Annotated in this window: 16 protein-coding genes and 1 pseudogene; 5 read left to right on the forward strand and 12 right to left on the reverse strand. The window is 72.2% G+C overall.

Annotated features, from left to right (window positions below):
• Nucleotides 1-101: 101 nt before the first annotated feature.
• The 6 genes and pseudogenes from ACH4YP_RS04625 to ACH4YP_RS04650 all read right to left on the reverse strand — a co-directional run bounded on the left by ACH4YP_RS04625 (nt 102) and on the right by ACH4YP_RS04650 (nt 8,717).
• Complete coding sequence (locus ACH4YP_RS04625) at nt 102-2,516, reverse strand: SWIM zinc finger family protein (protein WP_398489478.1); 2,415 nt, start codon at nt 2,514-2,516, stop codon at nt 102-104.
• 236 nt (nt 2,517-2,752) lie between these two features.
• A complete protein-coding gene (locus ACH4YP_RS04630; RefSeq protein ID WP_398489319.1) occupies nt 2,753-5,602 on the reverse strand; it encodes an SNF2-related protein in 2,850 nt (949 codons plus the stop codon).
• 117 nt (nt 5,603-5,719) lie between these two features.
• Nucleotides 5,720-6,301: a sugar kinase gene (locus ACH4YP_RS04635; protein ID WP_398489321.1), complete on the reverse strand. Its 582-nt coding sequence runs from the start codon at nt 6,299-6,301 to the stop codon at nt 5,720-5,722.
• The gene (locus ACH4YP_RS04640; protein ID WP_143641028.1) at nt 6,298-7,482 is read right to left on the reverse strand and encodes an ROK family glucokinase; all 1,185 of its coding nucleotides are present in this window, start codon (nt 7,480-7,482) and stop codon (nt 6,298-6,300) included. Before ACH4YP_RS04640 ends, ACH4YP_RS04635 begins: the two co-directional genes overlap by 4 nt.
• A gap of 171 nt (nt 7,483-7,653) precedes the next feature.
• A pseudogene (locus tag ACH4YP_RS04645) lies at nt 7,654-7,886 on the reverse strand (sugar ABC transporter ATP-binding protein); the annotation flags it as partial.
• 93 nt (nt 7,887-7,979) lie between these two features.
• Nucleotides 7,980-8,717: a GntR family transcriptional regulator gene (locus tag ACH4YP_RS04650; protein WP_361056362.1), complete on the reverse strand. Its 738-nt coding sequence runs from the start codon at nt 8,715-8,717 to the stop codon at nt 7,980-7,982.
• 129 nt (nt 8,718-8,846) lie between these two features.
• On the opposite strand from ACH4YP_RS04650, the gene ACH4YP_RS04655 reads away from it, so the two are divergent.
• The gene (locus ACH4YP_RS04655) at nt 8,847-9,860 is read left to right on the forward strand and encodes a Gfo/Idh/MocA family oxidoreductase (RefSeq protein ID WP_361056233.1); all 1,014 of its coding nucleotides are present in this window, start codon (nt 8,847-8,849) and stop codon (nt 9,858-9,860) included.
• Between the two features lie 140 nt (nt 9,861-10,000).
• Here ACH4YP_RS04655 and ACH4YP_RS04660 read toward each other — a convergent pair whose 3' ends face one another.
• The 3 genes from ACH4YP_RS04660 to ACH4YP_RS04670 all read right to left on the reverse strand — a co-directional run bounded on the left by ACH4YP_RS04660 (nt 10,001) and on the right by ACH4YP_RS04670 (nt 13,332).
• Nucleotides 10,001-11,215, reverse strand: coding sequence for a cytochrome P450 (locus ACH4YP_RS04660; RefSeq protein ID WP_398489322.1), 1,215 nt, complete (start codon nt 11,213-11,215; stop codon nt 10,001-10,003).
• Between the two features lie 41 nt (nt 11,216-11,256).
• A complete protein-coding gene (locus ACH4YP_RS04665; protein WP_398489324.1) occupies nt 11,257-11,928 on the reverse strand; it encodes a response regulator in 672 nt (223 codons plus the stop codon).
• 129 nt (nt 11,929-12,057) lie between these two features.
• Entirely contained in the window at nt 12,058-13,332 is a 1,275-nt protein-coding gene (locus ACH4YP_RS04670; RefSeq protein WP_398489325.1) for a sensor histidine kinase, read from the reverse strand.
• A gap of 178 nt (nt 13,333-13,510) precedes the next feature.
• Here ACH4YP_RS04670 and ACH4YP_RS04675 point away from each other — a divergent pair, with 178 nt between their 5' ends.
• The 3 genes from ACH4YP_RS04675 (at nt 13,511) to ACH4YP_RS04685 (ending at nt 16,021) form a co-directional block, all read left to right on the forward strand.
• Nucleotides 13,511-13,714 (forward strand): hypothetical protein, encoded by a 204-nt coding sequence (locus ACH4YP_RS04675; RefSeq protein WP_361072686.1) that lies wholly within the window; start codon nt 13,511-13,513, stop codon nt 13,712-13,714.
• A 644-nt stretch (nt 13,715-14,358) separates the two neighbouring features.
• Nucleotides 14,359-14,754: a ribonuclease domain-containing protein gene (locus ACH4YP_RS04680; protein ID WP_398489326.1), complete on the forward strand. Its 396-nt coding sequence runs from the start codon at nt 14,359-14,361 to the stop codon at nt 14,752-14,754.
• Between the two features lie 424 nt (nt 14,755-15,178).
• On the forward strand, nt 15,179-16,021 hold the full coding sequence (locus tag ACH4YP_RS04685) for a phosphotransferase family protein (protein ID WP_398489479.1): 843 nt from the start codon (nt 15,179-15,181) through the stop codon (nt 16,019-16,021).
• A gap of 78 nt (nt 16,022-16,099) precedes the next feature.
• On the opposite strand, the gene ACH4YP_RS04690 is transcribed toward ACH4YP_RS04685, so the two are convergent.
• Entirely contained in the window at nt 16,100-16,729 is a 630-nt protein-coding gene (locus tag ACH4YP_RS04690) for a dihydrofolate reductase family protein (RefSeq protein WP_398489328.1), read from the reverse strand.
• A gap of 193 nt (nt 16,730-16,922) precedes the next feature.
• On the opposite strand from ACH4YP_RS04690, the gene ACH4YP_RS04695 reads away from it, so the two are divergent.
• The gene (locus ACH4YP_RS04695; RefSeq protein WP_361072674.1) at nt 16,923-17,672 is read left to right on the forward strand and encodes an SDR family oxidoreductase; all 750 of its coding nucleotides are present in this window, start codon (nt 16,923-16,925) and stop codon (nt 17,670-17,672) included.
• 139 nt (nt 17,673-17,811) lie between these two features.
• Here the strand turns inward: ACH4YP_RS04695 and alc are convergent, their stop codons facing one another.
• Nucleotides 17,812-18,942 carry an allantoicase gene (gene alc / locus ACH4YP_RS04700; protein ID WP_361067351.1) on the reverse strand — a complete coding sequence of 377 codons (1,131 nt, stop codon included), beginning with the start codon at nt 18,940-18,942 and terminating at the stop codon, nt 17,812-17,814.
• 98 nt (nt 18,943-19,040) lie between these two features.
• Nucleotides 19,041-20,390: an allantoinase AllB gene (gene allB / locus ACH4YP_RS04705; protein WP_398489330.1), complete on the reverse strand. Its 1,350-nt coding sequence runs from the start codon at nt 20,388-20,390 to the stop codon at nt 19,041-19,043.
• Between the last annotated feature and the right edge of the window lie 185 nt (nt 20,391-20,575).

A 20,575-nucleotide genomic window follows, 5' to 3' on the forward strand; every position in this document is an offset into this window, starting at 1 on the left:
CACATGTCGCGCGGCGGGCCGGAGGGCAGGTCAGTGGAGCGTCGCCGCCCTCCGGGGCCTCGGAAAGAAATTGGAGGCGGGCGGGGCGCACGGGGGCGCGCTCACAGGTCTGTCGGGGAGCCCAGGCCCGTGAGGGCGCCGACCGGGTCGAGGTCGGGGGTGCCCCTGGGCCACCAGTCGTCGTGGCCCGGTTCCGACTCGTAGGCGTACCAGAGGCCGTCGTGGCCCAGCCTGAGCTGTATGTGGCCGCGGGGGTGGGTGAGGTGGTTGTGCCAGGGGCGGAAGGCGGGGAAGTCGGCGGCCAGGAGGAGCGGGCGGGCCCGGTCGAACCGGCCCGCCGGCGGGTCCCAGGGCTCTTCGAGGACGGCGAGCCCCTCCAGTCCGCCCTGCCGCCAGGCGGCGACCGCCCGCGCCAGGTCCGCCGGGGTGCGGCCGGCGGCGGTGGCCAGGGACGCGTACAGGGCACGGGTCGTGGCGGTGAGGCCGGAGCCGGGGCGGGTGGCCGCGAGACGGACGGCGTCCTGCCAGAGGGTCAGCTCCGCCACGGGGTCACGGCCCGTCGTGAGCAACGCGTGCGCGCGGGCGGCCGCGTCGGTGGCCAACTGGTCCAGCGCGAACGGGTCCGGGCCGCCCGGCGACGCCGGATAGGCCGGAGGCTGCTCGGGATGCGCGGGCGGCGGCAGCGGGGCCGGGAGCGGCGGCAGTGTGCGGGGCGCGAGGGTGTCGGCGGCCCGTACGCCGGGAAGTGCCGGTTCCCGCTCGGCGCGGGCCGAGCGCGCGGCCAGGGTGGCGCTGCGGCGGGACAACGCGTCCAGCAGCTCGCGTTCGCCCCGGCCGCGCGACAGGAGGAGGACGAAGGGGTCTTCGTCCAGCAGCCGTGCCGTCTGGTAGCAGAGCGCGGCCGCGTGTTTGCAGGGGTGGCCGGAGTCGGGGCAACTGCACAGCGGTACGAGGTCGCCTGGGCCCGGGAGGAGGCCCACTCCGCTGTCGGCGAGCGACTGGGGCAGGTCCTTGTCGAGCAACGCCGCGATGTGCCCCGGCCGTTCGGCCGCGGCGTCCAGGAACCGCTCCCAGTCCTCGTCCGAGAGCGTACGCATCCGGATCTGCACGCGGTACGGCCGCGGCCTGCTGCCGTGCACATAGGCGAGTACGAGCCCGGGTGTGACGGTGATGGCGTCCACGTGCCCCGCCCTCGCGTACGCCTTCCCCCTCCCGAGCCGTGCCGCGTCCAACGCCATCTCCTCCAGCGCGGCCACCCACGCGTTCCCCCACCACGTCTCGGCGAACCCGGCCGTCCCCTGCGGTCGCGCGAGCAGCGCGGGGAAGGTCCGCCGCAGCTCGCCGTCACGGCCCGGGGCGGCCATGGAGCGCGGGGGCGCCGTGATGGGGAGTTGGGCGGGGACACCGGGGTGGGGTGCGGGGGTGTGGGTGACGCCGGAGTTGAGTGCCTGGGTGGTGCTGGGGTCGGTTTCGGGGTGAGAGCCGCGGACTGCCTTGGCCATGGCGGCTCGCACTGCGTCGGCGATCGAACCGCCGCGGGGTGCCGCTGCCGTGTCGGAGGGGGGTGCGGGCGTCGGCGCGGGCTCGCTCTTGGGCTCCAACTCCGGCTCCGGGGACGGTGGCTGGTCGTCGGCCGAGGCGTGGGTGGTGGCGGGCGCCGTGGTGGCGGTGTCCGTGTCCATGGCCCCTGTGACGGCTGGGGTCGGCCGACCCGCGGGCGGGCCAGCAGGCCGCTCTTCGGGGGTGGGAACCTCCACCGAGGAAGCGCTGCCCGGCGCGGCGCCTGGTCGCGACGGTCGGTCTTCGGACTCCTCCCTCTCCAGCCGGGCCGTCAGGTCGAAGGCGTCGCCCAACCGGTCGGCCAGCTCCCGGACCTGTGCCGCGGCGCGGCGGTTCGCCATGGTCGGACGAGGTGTGGGAGTGCTGGACTCGGCACCTCCACGCCGCCTCCGGCCCTCGACTCCCTTGTCCCGGGCGGCGGTTCGCTCCCGCTCCGCCTGGATACGCGCGGCACGCAACGCCTCGCGGGCCACGTCACCGGGGCGTGGGGTTCCCGGAGCCGCGTCCGGTCGACCGGACTGCGACGACTCGACGTCCGGCCCGGGACCCTCGCCGCCACCGGCGTCCGGTGCCCCATGCGCGTCAGGCGCCCCTCGCACGTTCGAGGGCAACTGAGTGTCCGGTGTTCCCTGCCCGTGTGCCGCCCCCTGCCCGTCTGGCCCATCCAGCCTGCCCGGCGCCCCCTCAGCCTCCTCCGCCCGCGGGGCAGCAGCCCCACCCGTGCGAGCGGCCGCAAGCCGCAGCGCCTCGCGTGCCTTGTCGCCCGGCCGGGGCCCCGGCGACGCGGTCCCCTCGGCGGCACCCCTTGCCCTTCTGGGCTCAGCAGGGCGCGCGTCCGCGTTCGTGGGGAGCCCCTCCCCCACACCGGCCGTCGGCCCGCCGGTCTCCCCCCGCCGAGCCGCCCGCAAGGCACGCCGAGCCGCGTCGGCGGGCCGGGACTCACCGGCCGGGGACAACTCACCGGCCAACGCCGTCTCACCGGCCGGAGACACCTCGGTGCCCGGCGAATCCCCCTGATCCGGCCGATCCCGCTGATCGGCCCGATCCAGTTGATCCCGCTGACCCGACCGATCCCACTGGTCCAGTTGGTCGGGCTCGTCCGGCTGGCCCGACCGATCCGGCTGGTCCGGCTGGTCCGGCCGATCTCGCTGATCCTGCCGACCCGGCTGGTCCGGCCGATCCGTCGAAGACGTCACGTCGACCTCCTCAGCGAGACCAGGTCGGACAGCTCGCGGTCGGTCAGTTCTGTCAGGGATGCCTCGCCGGAGCCGAGGATCGCGTCGGCCAGGGCCCTCTTGGAGGCGAGCATCTCGGCGATGCGGTCCTCGACGGTGCCCTCGGTGATGAGGCGGTGGACCTGGACGGGCTGGGTCTGGCCGATGCGGTAGGCGCGGTCGGTGGCCTGCTCCTCCACGGCGGGGTTCCACCAGCGGTCGAAGTGGACGACATGGCCCGCGCGCGTGAGGTTGAGGCCCGTGCCGGCCGCCTTGAGGGAGAGGATCAGGATCGGCGTCGCTCCACTCTGGAATCGGTCGACCATGTGCTCGCGCTCGGCCACCGGCGTACCCCCGTGAAGGAGTTCGACAGGGACCGCGCGCGCCGCGAGGTGGTGGGTGATCAGCTTGGCCATCCCCACGTACTGCGTGAAGACGAGCGCCGAGCCGTCCTCGGCGAGCAGCGTGTCCAACAGCTCGTCCAGGAGGGCGAGTTTGCCGGAGCGGGCGGCCTGACGGGCGGTCCCTCCGCCGCCGGGGTGCTCGCCCGGGTCCTCCTTCAGGTACAGCGCGGGGTGGTCGCAGATCTGCTTGAGCGCGGTGAGGAGCTTGAGGACCAGGCCGCGCCGGGCGATGCCGTCGACACTCTCGATCGCCAGCATCGACTCGCGGACCACGGCTTCGTACAGGGAGGCCTGTTCGCGGGTGAGGGGGACGGGGTGGTCCGTCTCCGTCTTGGGCGGCAGCTCGGGAACGATGCCGGGGTCGGACTTCCTGCGGCGGAGGAGGAAGGGCCGGATCAGCCGGGCGAGGCGGGTCACGGCCTCCTCGTCCTCGCCGTTCTCCACCGCGCGCGCGTGCCGGGCGCGGAAGGACTTCAGGGGGCCGAGCAGTCCCGGGGTCGTCCAGTCGAGCAGGGCCCACAGTTCGGAGAGGTTGTTCTCCACGGGGGTGCCGCTCAGGGCGACCCTGGCCGGTGCGCCGATCGTCCGCAGGGCCTTGGCCGTCGCCGAGTACGGGTTCTTGACGTGCTGGGCCTCGTCCGCGACGACCATGCCCCACTTCTGGCGGGAGAGCTGGGGTGCCGTCGACCGCATCGTCCCGTACGTGGTGAGGACGAACCCGCCGTCCATGCTTTCCGGGGACTCCAGGGAACGGCCAGGACCGTGGTAGCGGCGCACGGGCACGCCCGGGGCGAACCGCTCGATCTCGCGCTGCCAGTTGCCGAGCAGCGAGGCGGGGCAGACGACGAGGGTCGGTTCGGTGCGCGCCCGCTTCAGGTGCAGCGCGATGAGGGTGACGGTCTTGCCGAGCCCCATGTCGTCGGCGAGGCAGCCGCCGAGGCCGAGCGAGGTCATGAGGTCGAGCCAGGCCAGTCCGCGGAGTTGGTAGTCCCGGAGGGTGGCGTTGAGGGCGGGGGGCGGTTCGGCGGGCCGCAGTCCGGCCGTCAGCCGGTCGCGCAGTGCGGCCAGCGCGCCGACCGGCACCGCCTCGACCGTCTCGCCGTCGACCTCCGCGCTGCCGGTGAGTGCCACGGAGAGGGCGTCGACCGGGTCGAGCAGGCCCAGTTCGCGCTTGCGCGCCTTGCGGACGAGGGCCGGGTCGACGAGCACCCACTGGTCCCTCAGCCGCACGACGGGGCGGTGCGCCTCGGCGAGCGCGTCCATCTCGGCCTCGGAGAGCGGGTCGCCGCCGAGCGCCAACTGCCAGCGGAACTGGAGCAGTTCCTCGCTCTCGAAGAAGCCCGTGCCGTCCGTGGCCGAGCCCGGCGCGGAGCGGACGACCGCCGCCGCGCTCAGGTCCTGGGCGAGGTCACGGGGCCAGTGCACGGCGACCCCGGCCGCGCCGAGACGGGTCGCGGCGACGCCCAGCAGGTCCGACACCTCGTCCTCGGACAGCGCCAGTACGTCCGGCACGTCCCGTGCGGACAGGCGGTCCAGGGGCGGCCAGACGCGGGCCGCGCGGCGCACGGCCAGAGCGGCGTCGACCCGGGCGCGCGGCCCGAACGCCGTGTCGGCGGAGCCCGCCCACAGTGCCGCGGCGTCGACCACCAGGGTGGGGTCGGCGAGGCTGTGCACCTGGACAACGGCCGCGCCCGCGCGCCGCGCGCCCTCGCTGTCGTCGAAGAGTTCGTACGCGGACAGGTCCAGGCGCAGCGAGATCCGCACCCCCGCGTCCATGCCGGCTGCGACCTCCGCCGCCCAGTCCTGGGCGCCCGGCAGCCGCTGGGGCCCGGCGGCGGCGAAGGGTTTCCCGGTGGCGTACGGCGCGGCCGCGGTGCGGGGCAGGGCGTCCGCGACCGCGTCGACGAAGGCGCGCATCAGCGCTTCCCGGTCGGGCAACTGGAGCGGGCCCCGGCCCGGCAGCGGTACGGCGTGTCCCTCGTACGGAAGTGAGGCCGCCACCGCCCTCAGGTGGGCGATGTCGTCCGGGTCCAGGGGGCCGGCCCGCCACGCGTCGAATCCGTCGGGCGTGAGGCCGGGCAGCAGCCGGCCGCGCGCGACGAGGCGCAGGGCGTGCAGCGCGGCGGCGCCCCAGCAGGCCGTGGCGGGGTGCGCGGCGGGGTCCCGTCTGGCCCGCACCAGCAGTGGCAGCGCTTCGGCGACCGGCAACGTCAGCGCGGGCACCGATGCCCTTCGGACGCCCGTGCCGTGCCTCCGTACGACCGTGAGCTCGGTGTCCGGGCCCGGGAGCGGTGCGTCCCCCTCCGGGTCCCAGAAGGCGATCCGGCCGTCGCGCGGCAGGGCGGCGGGCAGGAAGACGGCAGCCAGCCGCACGGACACCTCGGGCTCGGTGCCGACAACGGCACGCGTTTCCGCCACGCTCATGCTCCCGGCCACCTCCCTCACCCCGGTCCGACTCGACGACCCGCCCTGGTCGGATCGCTCGTCTTCGACTCTACGGGCCGGGTCTGACAGTGCGGCTCGGCGGCGGTGCGGGGAGGGTCAGGGTGTCGTTCTGGAGACCACGTAGACCATGGGATGGCCGGGCTTCGCCCAGTCCACGACGATGTCCTGGGTGGGCGTCGGGTTCTTGTGCGCGTGGGTCAGACCCGACCAGGGGCCGGGGCCGGTGAACTCCCAGCCGACGACCCGCCGGTCGCGGGCGCCGATGGCGACGTCGTTCTTCTTCAGGGCGGCACGGCTGGTGCCGATGGTCTTGAGGAACTTGTCGAGGCCCTCGTCACTGGTGAGGAACTGGACGTACAGGCGGCTGGTCTTCCAGTTGTTCGTCTCGTAGTACGCGACCTCGGCCGAGGACCCCGGGATGGGGATCCGGTAGAGGCGGCGCTGGACGCGTGAGGGCCAGCCCGGGGTGAGGCCGGTCGCCGAGTACTTCTCCTCCTTGTCCTTGCCGCTGTCGCGGCTCTGGTTGGCGGAGATCACCAGGTAGCCGGCCGGGACACCGATGAGCAGCACGATGATCAGCAGGGTCAGGGAGCGGCGGCGGATCATGTGGCCGCGGTCCTCGGGCGGCCGCGGTGGCTCGTCCGGGGGCGAGGCCTGGCGCGGCAGCGAGGCCGTCACAGCGAGTCCTGTGCGGAGCGGCGCGACTCGGCGTAGCGCTCGTACCGCTCGTAGCGCTCCACCCGGCGACGGTTGGCGCGGCGGAAGCGGCGCGCGACGAGCCGGGCGAGGTCCGCGGCGCCGACCATGCCCGCCTCGGGGCCGAGCTGGGCGCGCGCGATCCGGGCCTCGGGGCGGTAGCCGCGGCCGGTCAGGTGCCGTCGGAAGGCGTCGCGGGCCGGGCCGATCAGCAGGTCGTCGGCCGCGCTGACGCCGCCGCCGATGACGAAGCAGGAGGGGTCGAGGGCCGCGGCGAGGTTCGCGATGCCGACGCCGAGCCACTGGCCGATGTCCTGGAGGAGCTCGATGCACATGGCGTCGCCCTCGCGGGCCAGCTCGGTGATCATCGGGCCGGTGATCTCGGAGATGTCGCCCTTGACGTGCTCGATGATCCCGTACGCCACCGGGGAGTCGGCGGCGGCGAGCTCGCGGGCCTCGCGGACCAGCGCGTTGCCGGAGCTGTACTGCTCCCAGCAGCCGCGGTTGCCGCAGGGGCAGCGGTGGCCGCCGGGGACGACCTGCATATGGCCGAACTCGCCGGCGACGCCGAACTTGCCGCGCTTGACCTGGCCGTCCTCCAGGATCGCGCCGCCGATGCCGGTGCCCAGCGTGATCATGACGAGGTGGTCCTCGCCGCGGCCGGCGCCGAAGCGCCACTCGGCCCAGGCGGCGGTGTTGGCGTCGTTGTCCACCAGGACGGGCACGGCGAGGCGGCCCGAGATGCGGTCCCGGAGGGGCTCGTTGCGCCACGACAGGTGGGGCGCGAACAGCACGCGGTTGCGGTCCGCGTCGACCCAGCCGGCCGCGCCGATGCCGACCGCGTGCACGTCGTGCCGGTCGGAGAGGTCCAGGACCAGCTCGACGATGGTGTCTTCGACGACCCTGGGGCTCTTGGACTTGTCGGGGGTCTCGGTGCGGACCTTCTCCAGGATGTTGCCGTCCGCGTCGACGACTCCCGCCATCACCTTCGTACCGCCGATGTCGATGCCGACGGTCGGGACGCGCGGCGCCGTCAGGTGCGAACGGCGCTCGCGGGTGCCCACGGTGCGCAGGACGGTGGCCCGGCGGGAGCCGATGGGGGCGCCCGCGGCTCTGGCGGAGCCGAGCGCCCTGGGGAGTGCGAGGTCGCGGTAGGTGCTCATCGCGCCGATTCTGCCGCACGTGGGGGTTTGGCCGCACGGCGGCGTCCCTCGCCGTGTCACTCGCCGTATCCCGGGCCGCCCCCGGGAAGCCGCCGTTGCCGTGAGCCGCGGTTCGTCGTGCCTGGTCGTGCCCACGCGGCAGAGCCGCACACCGAGACGGACCCGCGCTCGTCACGGGGTGCCGCCCGCCGGCTCGTGGCGCAGGTCGTCCAGCTCCGTGCCTCCCGCCATTTGGCGGGTCAGTTCGTCCAGAGGGTGATCTCGTCGCGCGTGTGACTCCCGGTCATCGTGCCGCGCGTGAGGAGGACGAGCCGGTTGCCCACGAGGTGGGCGTGATGCGGGTTGTGGGTGATCAAGACATCGCCCAGGCCCGCGTCGCGTGCGGCGGCCACACATGTGAGGACCGTTCGGACGGCGGGTACCGCCGCGAGCACATCCCGGCGACCCGCGACGCGCCCGCGGCGCACACCGAGTCGTACGGTCAGGGGCGTACGAGGTCAGGGGCGTACGAGCAGCTGGAACTCGAAGGAGTAGCGCGAGGCGCGGTACGTGTGGGTGCCGAACTCGACGGCTCGGCCCGTGTCGTCGAAGGTGGTGCGCTGCATGGTGAGCAGCGGGGCCCCCTCGGGCTCGCCGAGGCGCTCGGCCTCCAGCGCCGTGGCGGCGCGGGCGCCGACGGACTGGCGGGCGCTGTGCAGGGTGATGCCCGCTGCGCGCATCAGCCGGTACAGACCGGTGGCCTCCAGCTGTGAGCTGTCCAGGTCGAGGAGTCCGGGCGGCAGGTAGTTGCAGAGGTACGCCATCGGCTCGCCGTGGGCCAGGCGCAGCCGTTCCACCCTGTGTACGTCGCTGTCCTCGGCCACCGAGAGGGCGGCGGCGATCTCGGCCGACGCCGGGACGACGGTGTTGACGAGGACGCGGGTCGCCGGGCGCTGACCGGCCGCCTCCAGGTCGTCGTAGAGGCTGCTCAGTTCCAGTGGCCGTTTGACCTGGCTGTGCACGACCTGGGTGCCGACGCCTCGACGGCGTACGAGCAGGCCCTTGTCCACCAGTGACTGGATGGCCTGGCGGACCGTGGGCCGGGACAGGCCGAGGCGTCCGGCGAGCTCTATCTCGTTGCCCAGCAGACTGCCCGGAGTCAGGGCGCCGTGCTCGATCGCCGCTTCGAGCTGCTGGGCGAGCTGGAAGTACAGCGGCACCGGGCTGTTCCGGTCGACGCTGAGCTGAAGCGGCACGGTCGGGTCCACGTCTGGTTTGGGCACGGGGCCGAGCGTAGCTCCGGGGGGTGATGACGGGAAGTTGTGAGGTTCGATTGTCCGGACAAAGCGTTGACAGGGTGTAGGGTCCGCCCTCAGTTTGGTCCCATGCGCATCGGACTCATCGGGACGGGTCGTATTGGTACATTTCACGCGACCGCCCTCAGCCGGCACCGCGAGGTCGGCGGCTCTCTCATCGTCACGGACGCGGACACCGCACGCGCCCGTAGGCTCGCGGACCGCCTGGGCGCCACGGCTGCGCCCGGCGTGGACGAGATCTTCACCTGGGGCGTGGACGCCGTGGTCATCACGGCCGCCACCTCGGCACACGGCGAACTGATCGGTCGGGCAGCACGGGCCGGGCTTCCGGTGTTCTGCGAGAAGCCGATCGCCCTCGACCTGCAAGGCACCTTAACGGCCATCACGGAGGTCGAGACTGCCGGAACGATCCTGCAGATGGGGTTCCAGCGACGTTTCGACGCCGGGTACACGGCCGCGCGGGAGGCCGTGCGCTCCGGCTCGCTCGGGCGGCTGCACACCGTGCGCGCCATGACGTCCGACCAGTCGCCGCCGTCGGTCGCCTACCTGCCACTGTCCGGCGGGCTGTACCGGGACACGCTGGTGCACGACTTCGACATGGTGCGCTGGGTGACGGGCCGCGAGGTCACCGAGGTGTGCGCGATGGGCTCGGACGCGGGGCCCTCGATGTTCCGCGACGCGGGCGACATCGACACGGCCGCGGCCGTCCTCACCCTGGACGACGGCACGCTCGCCTCGGCTACGGCGACCCGGCTGAACGGCGCCGGATACGACGTACGCATGGAGCTGGCCGGTGAGCTGGACCAGATCGGGGTCGGGCTCGACGACCGTACGCCGATCGCCTCCACGGAACCGGCCGGGCCGCCTGCCGCGACGAAGCCGTGGACCGGGTTCCTTGAGCGGTTCGGGCCCGCGTACGAGGCCGAGCTGCATGCGTTCGTCGAGGTCGTGCGCGGGGAGCGGGCCAATCCGTGTGACGGGCGTGAGGCGTTGCAGGCGCTGCGGATCGCCGAGGCGTGCGAGTTGTCTCGGCGTGAGCGCCGAGTGGTGCGGTTGGGGGAGATCGCGGGGGCGCGGGACTGAGGGGTTTCGCCCCCGCCGCCCCTACCCGTCCCTTTTCGGGGGCCGGCCCCCGAACCCCCGCTCCTCAAACGCCGGAGAGGCTAAAGATTTCGCGGCCGGGCCGACGTATTCAGCCCGTCCGGAGTTTGAGGACGAGCGCGTCAGCGCGATGCGGGGGTCTGGGGGCGGAGCCCCCAGCGCACCGGAAGGCTCCGTACCCCCCGCATCAGCATCCCCGGGAGCCAGCCGCCCGCCGGGCCGTCGAGGGACAGGTCGGGGCAGCGGTCGAGGAGGGTGCGGAGCGCCACCCGCGCTTCGAGGCGGGCCAGTGGAGCGCCCAGGCAGTAGTGGATGCCGTGCCCGAAGGCGACGTGGCCGCGGGCGTCGCGGCGGATGTCGAAGCGGTCGGGGGCCGGGAAGCGGACCCCGTCGCGATCGGCCGCGGTGAGGCCGACCATCACCGCCTCCCCCGCCCCGACGGCCGTACCGGCGATCTCCAGCGCCTCCGCCGCGTACCGGAACGTCGCGTTCTCCACCGGTCCCTCGTACCGCAGCATCTCCTCCACGGCACCGTCGAGCAGCGTCATGTCGGCCCGCAGCGCGGCGAGTTGGTCGGGATGGGTGAGCAGCGCTCGGACGCCCCCGGCGAGGAGGTTGACCGTCGTCTCGTGGCCGGCGATGAGCAGCACGAAGGCCATGCCGCGCAGTTCCTGCGGCGAGAGCCGGTCGCCGTCCTCGGCGGTCGTGCGGATGAGGCTGCTGAGCAGGTCGTCGGCGGGCCCGGCGCTCTGCTTGTACTCGATCAGGTCGTTGAGATACGCGGCGAGCTGGACGAACGCCTCGTGCTCGCTCTCCCCGCTGGTCGGCGCGACGGCCTCCGACGAGATCGCGCGGAACGCCGCCCGGTCGATCTCCGGCACCCCGAGCAGTTCGCAGATGACGGTGAGGGGCAGCGGGTAGGCGAAGGACTCCACGAAGTCGGCGCGGCCACGCGGCAGCATCTCGTCGAGCAGGGTGTCCGTGATCTCCTGGACGCGCGGCCTGAGCTTCTCCACCCGGCGCCCGGTGAACTCACGGGCGATGAGGGACCGCAGCCGGGTGTGCTGCGGCGGGTCGGCGACCAGCAGGTACTTCCCGATCAGCTGCTCGTCGAGGAACGTCACACCGATCTTCTGGCCGTCCTTGGCGAGGCGGGGGTCGGCGAGCGCGGCCCGTGCCTCCTCGTACCCGACGATCAGCCAGGTCTCGTGGTGCGCGTCGGGTGCCGGCAGTCGCACCCGGTGGACCGGTCCGAGCTCGCGCAGTTCCGCGTACACCGGATGCGGGTCCTCCGTGAAAGCCGGCCCGTACTTCCCCAGATCGATCACGTCCACCATGTGCTTCCCCCTCCGTCCAGTCCAACGCCCGCGGCCGGCGGCTAGTGCCCGTCCTCCTCCAGGAGTCCGGCGTCGTACGTCAACAGGGCGATCTGCACTCGGTTGTTGAGGTCGAGCTTGGCGAGCATGCGGGAGACGTGCGTCTTGACGGTGGCGACGCTCATGAACAGCTGGGTCGCGATCTCGGCGTTCGAACGGCCCTGGCCGACGGCGACGGCGACCTCGCGCTCACGGTCGTTGAGCGTGGCGACGCGCGTACGAGCACTCGTGCGCCGGGTGTCGGCGGAGGTGCCCGCGGCGTGGGCCATCAACTGCCGCGTCACAGTGGGTGAGAGGACTGGATCACCGGCCGCGACCCGGCGTACCGCGTCGAGGATCTCCGCGGGCGGGGTGTCCTTGAGGACGAAGCCGGCCGCGCCCGCGCGCAGCGCCCGCAGCACCTGGTCGTCGGCGTGAAAGGTGGTCAGGACGATGATCTGCGGGGCGTCCTTGCGGCTCCTGAGCCGTTCGGTGGCCGCGAGGCCGTCCACCGTGGGCATGCGGATGTCCATGAGGACCACGTCGGGGTGCGTGCGGTCGACCAGTGCCTCGACCTCGCTGCCGTCGGCGGCCTCGCCCACGATCTCGAGGTCGTCGGCGCCGCCCATCATGAAGGAGAGGCCGGCCCTGACCAGTGGGTCGTCGTCGACGAGGAGCAGACGGATCGGAGTCATGGGCTCACCGTAGTGACCGTTCCCCGTCTGACCTTCTGCTTTTCCCCAGCTCATCCGCGGATGTGCCCCCTCACTCGGTCGTCATGGCCGCGCACCCGGCTCGCGCTCCGGCGCGGACCGAGAGCGCGCTCAGCCCCAGGGCAGCCACGCGCTCACCTGGAAGCCGCCGTCCTCCCCGGGCCCGTGCTCGAAGCGCCCGCCCGCGAGCGTGGCACGTTCGGTGAGGCCGATGAGCCCCTGGCCGGAACCGGGGACATGCGGCACGTCGCCGGGCGGCGGCGGATTGCGTACGGAGACGGTGAGACCGTCGCCCTGCACCCCGGCCACCGTGACCGTGACCTCCGCGCCCGGGGCGTGCTTGCGGGCGTTGGTCAGGCCCTCCTGGGCGATGCGGTAGGCGGTGCGGCCGACGGAGGCGGGGACCGTGCCGGCGTCCGTGACGCGGTTGTCCAGGGTGACCTTCATGCCGGCCTCACGGCTCTCGGAGACCAGCCCGTCCAAGGCCCCGAGGGTCGGCTGCGGCCGCCCGGACTCCTCCGCGCCGTCGCCGGCGGCCCGCAGTACGCCGATGATCTCCCGCAGATCCTGCAAAGCCTCGTGCGCGCTCTCCCGGATGACCCCGGCGGCCCGCGCCACCTCGGCCCGGGGGGCGTCCGGGCGGAACTCCAGCGCCCCGGCGTGCACGCTGAGCAGGGTGAGCCGATGCGCCAGGACGTCGTGCATCTCACGCGCGATCGCCTCCCGGGCCAGCCGCTGGGCCTGCTCGGCCCGCAGCGCCGACTCGGTCTCGGCCCGCCGCGCCCGGTCCCGGAGGCTCAGCATGAGCTGACGCTTGGAGCGAGCGAGCGTGCCCCAGCCGACCACGGTGGCGGTCAGCAGCCAGCCGAGGGCGATGATCAGGACGTACGGGACCTCGGGATCGGGGCGCAGCCAGTAGAAGAGGGGAAGCAGGGCGGCGGAGGCGCCGCCCGTCCAGGCGGCGTACTTGAAAGGCCGGTGCACGGCGACCGTGAACAGGGCGACCAGGCCCGCGCCGCCCGCGGTGTTCGAGATGAAGCAGACCGGGACCATCGCCACGGCCAGGCCGACCGGCCAGCGCCGCCGGAGCCAGACCGCCGCGCAGGCGAGCGCGCCGAACCACTGGTCCACGGCTTGCAGGGCGGACGGGACGTCGGGGTCGCCGGACATCTCGTCCGCGCCGATCAGGCCCACCACGACGGCGATCAGGAAGCAGGCGAAGTCGACGAGCCAGTCGCGCGCGGTGCGCTTGGGGCGCCTCTTCCGGCCGGACCGGTCGAGGTCGGAGCCGGGTTCGGAGTCGAGTTCGGCGGTGACGGCCGACGGCAGAAACCACCGGCGCCCCGGGACGGGCGGAGGCTTCGGCAGCGGCGCGATCTCACTCACGGTCGACAAATCTACGCATCGTTGTCCGTTCGCACCGCCCCTGCCACCTGATCACCGACCAAAGTCGTCGCACGGCAGACTTTGGACGCAGCCGCGCGCCCCGGTCGGGGACTTCCGTCGGGCGTACCTCGCCCCGCGGCCGATGAGGGCGGAGGGTCCGCGGGGCGAGGATCCTCGTATGAAGCAGGTGCTGGAGTTTCTCGGTGTGATCGCCCTCGTTCAGGGCGTGGCGGGCCTGGTGTACGAGTTCACCGGCCGGCTGCGCGGCTGGGGCCTCGTACAACGGCTCGACTTCCTCGACGGCCGCGAGATCTACGGGAGCGTCGCACTGCTGGTACTGGCGTTCGCACTGTTCGCGGCGGCCGAGAGCCGGAAGCACTGACGAGCGGGGACCGGGCTTCCGGCGACCGGCTCGTCCCGGCCGGCAACTGTCGTCGACCGGCTCGGACGAGGCGTAGCGGCCGGGGGTGTGGTCGAGCCGTGACGGGGACGCCTGCGTCCACTCGGGCCAGCCGTACGGCTGTCTCCAGGACGGCAATTGCGGCAGTCCTGGTGGCTTCGCCGGCACCGACTGGAGGTCGGAGCCGGACACCACTCGTGGTTTGGCGGGTCCGGGCGGCTTCCACGTCCTCGCGGGACGCAGCCCGAGCACGACGGCGCCACGAGCGTGCCGGTGTCCCGAACGCGAAGTCTGCCCACTGCTCGGGGTCGTCGTAGATCTTCTACAGACCGCCCGCTGCCCACACCCCGCCAGCACCAGCACCGCCACGCACAGCACAGCACAGCCAGCCGACCCCCACGCACCATGCGTCATCCCCTCCCCAGAGAATTGCGCGACCCTAGACCATCACCACAACAAACACACAGTTCAGGCCGCCCTCGGCCGATGTTCATGTGAGCCCGATGACCAACACGTCGGGCCGGCTCCGCCTCGAAGTTAACTTCCGGAAAATTCATCGGACTTGACGGGAGAATCTTCGAACTTGACATTGACATGCCACTGTCTACGCGCGTCATCATGAAGGCATGAGATTCCCCCCACGAATCACTCGTATCGGCGCCGCAGCCGCCGTCCTGTCCGCCCTCCTTGTGGGCGGCACCGTCACCGCCAACGCCGCGGACACGTCCGCCGCGGCAGTCGGCAGCATCTGCTACGGCAGTCTGCCGTCCCAGGCACACGACACGCTCGACCTCATCGAGCAGGGCGGCCCCTACCCCTACTCGCAGGACGGCAGCGTCTTCCAGAACCGGGAAGGCATCCTGCCCAGTCAGTCCACTGGCTACTACCACGAGTACACGGTGATCACGCCCGGTTCCTCCACCCGCGGTGCACGGCGCATCGTCACGGGCGAGGAAACCCGGGAGGACTACTACACCTCCGACCACTACGCCTCGTTCAAGCTGGTCAACTACAGCTGCTGACCGGCACGTACGAGCGATCCACGGACGCGCAGTCGCCCGGACGCCCGGTTCGTGCTCGTCCCACGCCCTGAACGAGGGTGATCACCCCGAGCGGCTCCAGCACCTGCTTCGCACAAGGACCCTCGCCCCGCGGACCCCCCACACCATCGGCCGCGGGGCGAGGTACGTCCGGATGACGTCGCGGTCGGACGGGCCGCGTGGTGAGGACCGCGGCGGCGCCGTGCGCCGCGCGGCGGGCATGAACCCGCCGCAGGACGTCAACTACGTTGATGTCGAGCGGGAGTTGGCACGGCCGGTACAGGTCCTGGCCGGCGTGCTTGTCCTCCGGGTCCGGGTTTGGTGCCGAATGATGTTGGCGAAGACATCGGAGGCGTCACTGTTGTCGCCGGAGGTGCGTGCGCACTCTGCAATGAGGGGGGACTGTATGGAGCCTTTGGAACTCCGTCGCGCAGTTGAGGCCGGCCGGGCGACCGCGTCGGAGCTGGGCCTTCAGGTCGACGACGTGGTCGTCATCCACAACTCGGACCGCGTCGCGCTGCGCCTGGTCCCTTGCGATGTCCTGGTTCGGGTCGCGCCCTCGGGGCATCTGGCCGATTCGGAGTTCGAAGTGGAGGTGGCCCGCCGGCTCACCGACATCGACGCTCCGGTGGCCGAGCTCGACCCCCGGGTCGAGCCCCGAGTCCATGTGCGTGATGACTTCGCCATCTCGCTCTGGACCTACTACGAACCTGTCGGAACGGAGATCGCACCGGCCGACTACGCGGACGTACTCCTGCGCCAGCATGCCGCCCTGCGCCGGATCGATCTGGACGCACCGCATTTCACCGATCGAGTCGCCGTGGCGCAAGGAGAGGTGAGCGACCGGGAGAAGTCCCCCGAGCTGCCCGATTCCGACCGGGAACTCCTCATCGACACACTCGGTGGACTCAGTGCCGCGATCAGCGCCGAGAATGCCCGAGACCAGCTGCTGCACGGCGAGCCGCATCCGGGCAACCTCCTCAACACGAGGAGAGGGCCGCTTTTCATCGACCTCGCCACGTGCTGCCGCGGACCAATCGAGTTCGACCTCGCCCTTACGCCCGAAGAAGTGGCAAAGCACTATGCGGGAGCCGACCACGACCTGATCCACCGGTGCCGCGCCCTGAACTGGGCGATGTTCTCCGCCTGGCGCTGGCGCCGGGACGACCAGATGCCCGACCGGGGCCACTTGAGAGTGGAGGGGCTCAACCATGTCCGGGCCGCGCTCGAACGCTGCGGACTGGGCTGAGTTCCACCCACAAGTCACCTGAGTTTCCCGGGAGTTGACGTGCGGCACGTGACCCCCGCGCCGGAGCGCCGCCGGCTTCTACGCGTTTCCCTCCGGCAGTTCGTACGTGCCGTACTCCGGGCGTCCGGCCAGGTCGTACGAGTGGATCGCGACGCCCTTGCTGGTGAGCCGCGCGCCGGTGTGCCGGAACGCGGTCGGCACGCCGCCCTCGGCGAAGAGACGGCGGCCCGTGCCGAGTACCACCGGGAAGGACAGCAGGTGCACGGTGTCGACGAGGTCCAGTGCGAGGAGGGACTGGGCGAGGGCGGCGCTGCCGTGGACCTGGAGCTCCCCCTCGGTGTTCTCCTTGATCGCGGTGACCTCCTCGGCGAGATCGCCACTGATCACCGTCGTGCCGGCCCATTCGGGCCGCGTGATGCTCGACGAGGCGACGTACTTCGGCAGGGAGTTGAGCTTCCCCGCGACCGGGTCGGCCGGGTCGGTCACCTTCGGCCAGAACCCGGCGAAGATCTCGTACGTGTGGCGGCCGAGCAGGAAGGCGCCCGCGCGGCCGAAGACCTCGGTGATGAACTGCCCGAAGTCCTCGTCGTCGTACGGGAAACTCCAGCCGCCGTGCTCGAACCCGTCACGGCGGTCCTCGTCCCGGCCGCCCGGGGCCTGGTGGACGCCGTCGAGGGTGACGAAAGCGGTGAGGGTCAGCTTGCCCATGACGTGCCTTCTTCCGAAGCGGGGTGTCCTTTCATCAGCTCAGACCCTCCGGGCACCCGCAACTCATCGGTCGCCGCCCCGCCGGTTCGGTGACGTCCTGACTCGGCCCGGGTGACCTGGGTGTTCCTGCTCTCGCGACCTTGATGTCCGTTCGCCGCCAGCACTCCCCCGGGCCGGCCGCTGGGATGGACCCATGACCTCACAAGCAACCATGAACGGAACAGTGGCCCTCGTGACCGGCGGCAGCCGCGGGATCGGTGCCGCGACCGCCGTGCGGCTCGCCCGGGAGGGCGCGGATGTCGCCCTGACCTACGTACGCGACAAGGAGGCCGCGTGCGACGTCGTGGACCGGATCCGGGCGCTGGGGCGGCGGGCGCTCGCCCTCCACGCGGACGCCGCCGACGCGGAGGAGGCCGCCGGTGCCGTGGAGCGCGCCGCGGAAGGGCTCGGGCGTCTCGACGTCCTCGTGAACAACGCGGGCATCGGGGTCCTCGGGCCCCTCGACAGCCTCTCCCTCGCGGACGTCGACCGGGTCCTCGCCGTGAACGTGCGCGGTGTCTTCCTCGCCTCGCAGGCGGCTGCCGCGCGTATGGAGCGTGGCGGGCGGATCATCACCATCGGTACGTGTATGACGCAGCGGGTGCCTGGGCCCGGTGGCACGCTGTACGCCACCGGGAAGTCCGCCCTGGTCGGGCTGACCAAGGCGTTGGCCAGGGAGTTGGGCGAGCGGGGGATCACGGCGAACATCGTGCATCCTGGGCCGATCGATACGGATATGAATCCGGCGAGTGGGCCGTATGCGGGAGGCCAGGCCGCGATGACCGCGGTGGGGCGGTTCGGGACGGTCGAGGAAGTCGCCTCCGCGGTGGCGTATCTGGCGGGGGTGGAGGCGGGGTACGTCACGGGGGCGGAGTTCTCGGTGGACGGGGGTCACGCGGCCTGACTCCGGCGGGGGCGTTTTCTCGCCCCCGCCGCCCCTACCCATTCCCGTCACTACTCGGGGGCTCCGCCCCCGAACCCCCGCTCCTCAAACGCCGGAGGGGCTGACTACCAGCCCCTCCGGCGTTTGAGAACTCCCGGGATCAGCCGCCGAGTTCCTGGTGGCGCGCGGCCAATCGCGTCGCACCCTCCTCCGTCAGGGAGCCGAAGAGTCGCAAGCGCGAGATGCCCCCGTCAGGGAAGATGTCGACGCGCGCGTGCGTGCCGACGGCCGGGCCGGTGAGGACGAACCGGTGGTTCGTGTCGGGCTGGAGGCGGGTGCGGGGCAGCACCTCGACCCACTCCCCGTCCACACCGTCCCGCACGGAAACGGACGCCCACCCGGCCGAGTTGCCCTTCAGGTACGCCGTGTCGATCTCGACCGCCCGGATCTCCGACCGCGCGACCAGCTGGTAGCGGATCCAGTCGTTCCCCTGGTCCCGCCGCCGCCGTGTCTCCCAGCCGTCGTCCATCTTGCGGGAACGCCCCGGCTGGATGGTGTTGGTGGGGGGCGAGTAGAAGCGGTTGGACGCGTCCTCGACCTGCCCGCCGTTCTCCAGGGCGACGACGTCGAAGGTGCCGAGGACCGACAGCCACCGCGGGTCCGGCACGACCTCGCCGTACACCCGAAGGCGTGCGATGCCACCGTCCGGATGCTGGTTGACACGGAGGTGGGTGATGCGCTGCTCCACGTCGACGGCGAAGCCGTTGGCCGCGTGGCCGCCGACCGCCGTACGGGGTACGAGAGTTGTCCACTTCACGTCGTCCGCGAGGAGGTCCTCGGGGGACGGGGAGCCGGGGACCGAGGTGCCCTCGACGGACACCGCCTGCGGGTAGTTGCCGCGGAAGTGGGCGGTGTCGATGACGATGCCCCGGACGACACCGGGCGCCCCGAGGCGTACGAGCGCCCAGTCGTGGTCGTCGGCCGTGGGCCACGGGTGCTCGGCGGAGGCACCGCGTCGGCGCCGGGTCTCCCAGCCGTCCATGATCTTGCCCTTGTGCCCGAAGTGCTCGGGGTCGAACTCGGCAGGTTCGGGCAGGAGCAGGTTCTCGCGCTGGGCGAAGAACTCGTCGTTGGCGGCGATGACCCCGGCGCCGAGCTGCCGGTCGGCGAGGTTGGCGTACTGGGTGAAGGGGAAGTCGGCGCCGCGGTGGTCCGCGTACGGGTCGCCGCCTCCGTAGGGGTTCGCGTCGCCGGTGAAACGGGCCAGGGGGGATTGGTGCTGCGCCGTCACAGTGATCAGGTCTGCCTTTCGGGAGTCGGCCGCTGCGGGTGCGGGTCGTGCGCGAATCGCGGGTACGGATACCTGCTCTTCTGTCTTCTTGGGTGGGCCTACGGGCGTCTGGACAGGAGTTGGCCCCTCGGCTCGGCGAACTCTCCGTCCGCCACGATGCGTTCGCCTCGCAGCCAGGTGGACCTCACGACTCCGTGCAGGGTCCGGCCCGCGTACGCGGTGACCCGGTTGCGGTGCTGGAGCGCGGCGGGGTCGACGGTGAAGGTCTCGTCGGGCGCGAGGACCGCGAAGTCGGCGTCGAGGCCGACCGCGATGGCGCCCTTGCGGTCGTCGAGGCCGACCAGTTGGGCCGTGCGCGAGGACATCCAGCGGACCACGTCCTCCAGGCCGTACCCGCGCCTGCGGGCCTCGGTCCAGACGGCGGACAGGCTGAGCTGGAGGCCGGAGATGCCGCCCCACGCGGTCGCGAAGTCCTCGGTCTTGAGGTCGGCAGTCGACGGGGAGTGGTCCGTGACCACGCAGTCGATCGTGCCGTCGGCCAGTGCCTGCCACAGCAGGTCCTGGTTGGCGGCCTCGCGGATGGGCGGGCAGCACTTGAACTCGCTTGCCCCGTCCGGGACTTCCTCGGCGGTCAGGGTGAGGTAGTGGGGGCAGGTCTCGGCCGTGACGCGGACGCCCTCGGCCTTGGCGGCGGCGATCAGCGGCAGCGCGTCGCTGGACGACAGATGCAGCACGTGGACGCGCGCGTTGAGCCGCTTGGCCTGGCCGATGAGGTTGGCGATGGCGGTGTCCTCGGCGTCGCGCGGTCGCGAGGCGAGGAAGTCGGCGTACCGCTGGCCGCTCTTCTGCGGGGCCGCCGCGAGGTGGTGCGGGTCCTCGGCGTGCACGATGAGCAGCCCGTCGAATCCGGCGATCTCCGCTAGGGACAGGGCGAGTTGATCCTGGTCCAGCTCGGGGAACTCGTCGACCCCGGAGGGCGACAGGAACGCCTTGAAGCCGAAGACGCCCGCGTCGTGCAGCGGCCGCAGGTCCTTGACGTTGTCGGGCAGGGCGCCGCCCCAGAAGCCGACGTCGATGTGCGCCTTGGAGCGGGCGACGTCCTTCTTGGTGCGCAGGTGGTCGACCGTCGTGGTCGGCGGCAGGGAGTTGAGGGGCATGTCGACCAGGGTCGTGATGCCGCCGGCCGCCGCGGCGCGCGTGGCGGTCCAGAAGCCCTCCCACTCCGTGCGGCCCGGGTCGTTGACGTGCACGTGGGTGTCGACGAGGCCGGGCAGCAGGACGTCGTCACCGAAGTCCTCCAGCCGTGCCCCGGCCGGCACCTCGGCGTCGTGCGCGAGCACGGCCGTGATCTTCCCCCCGGAGACGGCGACCGAGGCGGCGCGCGTCCCTTCGGGGGTGATCACGCGCGTCGAGCGCAGGATCAATTCGCCCCATCCGTCGTCGGACACCCGGACTCCTCTCCATGCCGCACGTCTCTCCACGCCGCACATGTCTCTGTGCCGCCCGTCGCCTTCCGCCGTTTACTTCCACGTAACGGAATTCAACGTTCTGTTGAAGGAGTCTTCACTGCACGCTCCAAGCCGTCAAGAGTCGGCTTCTCGACCGGCCGCCACAGGTGAAAACCCTGGACGTT

The sequence above is a fragment of the Streptomyces sp. NPDC020747 genome, from assembly GCF_044334695.1.
In the GTDB taxonomy this organism is placed as follows: Bacteria; Actinomycetota; Actinomycetes; order Streptomycetales; family Streptomycetaceae; genus Streptomyces.

Excerpts from the sequence above, each read along its gene's own strand:
- ACH4YP_RS04630 (WP_398489319.1), bottom strand. The coding sequence starts at position 5,602 with ATGAGCGTGGCGGAAACGCGTGCCGTTGTCGGCACCGAGCCCGAGGTG.
- ACH4YP_RS04640 (WP_143641028.1), bottom strand. The coding sequence starts at position 7,482 with ATGAGCACCTACCGCGACCTCGCACTCCCCAGGGCGCTCGGCTCCGCC.
- ACH4YP_RS04655 (WP_361056233.1), top strand. The coding sequence starts at position 8,847 with ATGCGCATCGGACTCATCGGGACGGGTCGTATTGGTACATTTCACGCG.
- ACH4YP_RS04660 (WP_398489322.1), bottom strand. The coding sequence starts at position 11,215 with ATGGTGGACGTGATCGATCTGGGGAAGTACGGGCCGGCTTTCACGGAG.
- ACH4YP_RS04665 (WP_398489324.1), bottom strand. The coding sequence starts at position 11,928 with ATGACTCCGATCCGTCTGCTCCTCGTCGACGACGACCCACTGGTCAGG.
- ACH4YP_RS04675 (WP_361072686.1), top strand. The coding sequence starts at position 13,511 with ATGAAGCAGGTGCTGGAGTTTCTCGGTGTGATCGCCCTCGTTCAGGGC.
- ACH4YP_RS04680 (WP_398489326.1), top strand. The coding sequence starts at position 14,359 with ATGAGATTCCCCCCACGAATCACTCGTATCGGCGCCGCAGCCGCCGTC.
- ACH4YP_RS04685 (WP_398489479.1), top strand. The coding sequence starts at position 15,179 with ATGGAGCCTTTGGAACTCCGTCGCGCAGTTGAGGCCGGCCGGGCGACC.
- ACH4YP_RS04690 (WP_398489328.1), bottom strand. The coding sequence starts at position 16,729 with ATGGGCAAGCTGACCCTCACCGCTTTCGTCACCCTCGACGGCGTCCAC.
- ACH4YP_RS04695 (WP_361072674.1), top strand. The coding sequence starts at position 16,923 with ATGACCTCACAAGCAACCATGAACGGAACAGTGGCCCTCGTGACCGGC.